This window comes from Lentiprolixibacter sp. (assembly GCF_982873095.1).
This window is the reverse complement of the sequence record NZ_CEYNTP010000284.1, coordinates 1-3,228: the sequence shown is the minus strand read 5'-3', so window position 1 is coordinate 3,228 and position 3,228 is coordinate 1. Positions and strand designations below refer to the sequence as shown.

Below are 3,228 nucleotides of genomic sequence, written 5' to 3'. Positions count from 1 at the left end.
ATATCATTGATCTCAGGCATATATGAGGTCCTGGTCAACCGAAGTGGTGGTGAGATCATGCAAAAGAACCTGGAGCTCCTGGGACCCATTACCTATACCGAGGAGGAAAGCGAGTTTGGTAAAAAAATTCAGGAGGCAACAGGAAAACCACAGGTGGGAATGGATAGTGAAATCAAGCCCCTGAAAAGAACCCTCGAAAATCCTGGTGGTGGCTCCACGGATGTGGGAGATGTGAGCTGGAATGTACCCAACATTAACCTGAGCGTCACTGTAGCCCCAAAAGATACACCATGGCATTCCTGGGCGGTAGTGGCCTGCGGTGGGATGAGCATAGGACATAAAGGAATGGCATATGCTGCAAAGGCACTTTCGATGACCATGGTAGACCTTTTTGAAAACCCTAAGTTGGTAGAAAAAGTGAAACAAGAATACAAAGAGCGAAAAGGGGATGAAGTATACAAGGCTCTGGTTCCTGAAGGCCCACCTCCGATAGGAAATTAAAGTTTATAGGCTGCTAAACACCTTTATAAATAAATCAATAAATAATAAACTCATGGCTGAAAGAGAAATAGTAAAAGAATACCCCCACGGAGATTTTGTTGTGGTATGGAAACCTAAAACCTGCATCCATTCAGGGATTTGCGTTAAAACCCTTCCTGAGGTATATAAGCCCGAGGAAAAACCCTGGATCTCCCCTGAAAAAGCTTCAATTGATGCCTTAAAGGCCCAGATCGACAAATGTCCTTCCGGAGCCTTAACGTACTACACCAAAGGGGAAAATACACAGGCTTCTCAGTCTACATCGGCCACTAAAGTAGAGGTAGCTTCCGGTGGACCTTTGCTGGTTCAGGGTGAAATAGAAATCACTCATGCAGACGGACAAGTGGAGCGTAAAAAAAGGACTACGGCTTTTTGCCGATGTGGGGCCTCCCAAAACAAACCCTTTTGTGACGGGTCACATAAACAGGTGGATTTTACCGACTAATTAGAGGTGCTATATATGAAATCCGGAGGTATTAAAAAGTGGGCAAACCCCTTATGCATTCCCGTTTTTTTGTTGATCCTTGGGTTACTTTTCCATAGCAGGACAATGGCACAGGACACTAACAGTTTACGTTCACAACTCGAGGTCTATTCCCTGGAATCAGGGAAACGAAAGATTATTCTCAGTGAACAAGCTCATTTTGAAGCCCCTAACTGGAGCACGGATGACACCTACCTGCTCATCAACCAGGGAGGTTTGTTGTACCGGGTATACCTGGAGGATGGCCGAAAAGCCCTGTTGGATACAGGCAATGCCAAAAACTGCAACAATGATCACGGCATATCTTTTGACGGAAAAGTAATTGCCATAAGCAATAATGACCCTGAAACAAAGGAAACGCCGGGCGGTTCGCGCATTTACACCCTCCCGGTGGACGGGGGAAAACCCACATTGGTTACTACACAAAGTCCTTCCTTCTGGCACGGCTGGTCCCCGGATGGCAGGTGGCTCGTCTATGTCGCGGAGCGCGGGGGTGAATTTGATATCTACAGGATCGCCACAACAGGTGGGAAAGAAGAAAGGCTTACCCATTTTTCCGGATTACAGGATGGTCCGGAATACAGTCCGGATGGCAGGAATATATACTACAACTCAGCACACACGGGCAGTATGGAGTTATGGAGAATGGATAAAAATGGAAAAAACCACACCCAGCTTACGAATGACCAGTACTCCAATTGGTTTCCGCACCCTTCCCCTGATGGGCAATACCTGGTATTCCTATCCTATCTGGAGGATCAGGGGGAAGGCCATCCGCCTATGAAAGATGTTGCTATCCGGCTTATGGACATCAAAAACGGGAGTATTAAAACACTGTTTACCTTCACCGGGGGCCAGGGCACTATCAACGTCCCCTCCTGGTCACCGGACAGCAAGCACTTTGCCTTTGTTTCCTATAAAAGACAATAATCAAAATAACCTAAATCAGCCATTCCTCATGAAGTACATGCTATTTACCATTTTGTTCCTGGGTTTATCTGCAACCCATGCCCAAAACTTTGACTTTCATTATGATCATTACTCTTTCGTAGTTCAGGATTTAAAAAAAGTGGGGGATTTTTATGCCGATGTCCTCAGGCTTGAAGAGATTCCCCATCCCTCTGACCCGGAAGGCTTCAGGTGGTTTAAGATTAGGGGGAACAGCCAGTTGCACCTCATTGGAAAGGATACTGTCATCCGCCAAGAGAATAAAAGCGTTCATCTCTGTTTGTCTACGGCAAATCTGGATACATTCATTGAACATTTGAACAAAAAGGATGTTCCATTTTGGGATTGGCCGGGTAAAAGGGGTGCCATAACGACCAGGGCTGACGGAGTGAAACAGATCTACATCATTGATCCCGAAAAGAACTGGGTTGAAATTAACAATGCGAAACACTAATTCACCACCATGAATTCTGATATTAAACGCATCTACCCCCTAGGGTTTCCCTGGCAGACTCAGGATCCATTCTTGTTTTGTGTCTATCATCTCGACCATTATCCGGAGGGGACGGAAGAAATGGGGCCGAAAGCCTCTTTGGCCGGCCGGAGCCTGGGAAATGATTTCGTGCTAAAAGACGGATGGCGTATGTATCACGGGAAGACTGTACCTGGCTTTCCTTATCACCCCCATCGGGGATTTGAAACGGTGACCATTGTAAACCAGGGGTATTGCGATCATTCTGATTCTCTCGGGGCAGCAGGCCGGTTTGGGGGCGGTGATGTGCAGTGGATGACAGCAGGAAAAGGCGTACAACATTCCGAAATGTTTCCTTTACTGAATCAGGACGAGAAAAATACCCTGGAACTTTTTCAGATCTGGATCAACCTGCCCAAAAGGGACAAACTTACTGAACCCTATTTTAAAATGCTCTGGCATGAGGATATCCCGGTGGTAACCTCAGGGGATACCACCATTAGAATTATAGCTGGTTCCTGGGGAGATCATGTTGCTGTATCCCCTCCCCCTAATTCCTGGGCAAAGGAGCAGGAACATTCCCTGGCTATCTGGGAAATTCATATGGATCCCGGAGCCCAGGTCGACCTCCCGATAACAGGCACAGAAATTAACCGAAGCCTTTATGTTTACCGGGGTGGTTCCGTGCAGATAAATGAACAAACTATTGATCTTGACCATGGGGCTGATTTGGTTCCTGGCGCTGCCATATCTCTTCGCAATGGAGAGCAACCAACTTCCTTAC

At 46.7% G+C, this 3,228-nt stretch carries 4 protein-coding genes and 1 pseudogene; all 5 read left to right on the top strand.

Features of this window, described 5'->3' with window-relative positions:
• A pseudogene (locus AC4E7D_RS13255) lies at positions 1 to 501 on the top strand (amidohydrolase); the annotation flags it as partial.
• Positions 502 to 553: 52 nt separating this feature from the next.
• Positions 554 to 985: a (4Fe-4S)-binding protein gene (locus AC4E7D_RS13250; protein WP_490174264.1), complete on the top strand. Its 432-nt coding sequence runs from the start codon at positions 554 to 556 to the stop codon at positions 983 to 985.
• A 105-nt stretch (positions 986 to 1,090) separates the two neighbouring features.
• Entirely contained in the window at positions 1,091 to 1,954 is an 864-nt protein-coding gene (locus tag AC4E7D_RS13245; RefSeq protein WP_490174263.1) for a TolB family protein, read from the top strand.
• Positions 1,955 to 1,982: 28 nt separating this feature from the next.
• Positions 1,983 to 2,426: a VOC family protein gene (locus tag AC4E7D_RS13240; RefSeq protein ID WP_490174262.1), complete on the top strand. Its 444-nt coding sequence runs from the start codon at positions 1,983 to 1,985 to the stop codon at positions 2,424 to 2,426.
• A gap of 9 nt (positions 2,427 to 2,435) precedes the next feature.
• A partial coding sequence (locus AC4E7D_RS13235; protein ID WP_490174261.1) for a pirin family protein occupies positions 2,436 to 3,228 on the top strand: 793 nt, incomplete at its 3' end.

Excerpts from the sequence above, each read along its gene's own strand:
- AC4E7D_RS13250 (WP_490174264.1), top strand. The coding sequence starts at position 554 with ATGGCTGAAAGAGAAATAGTAAAAGAATACCCCCACGGAGATTTTGTT.
- AC4E7D_RS13245 (WP_490174263.1), top strand. The coding sequence starts at position 1,091 with ATGGCACAGGACACTAACAGTTTACGTTCACAACTCGAGGTCTATTCC.
- AC4E7D_RS13240 (WP_490174262.1), top strand. The coding sequence starts at position 1,983 with ATGAAGTACATGCTATTTACCATTTTGTTCCTGGGTTTATCTGCAACC.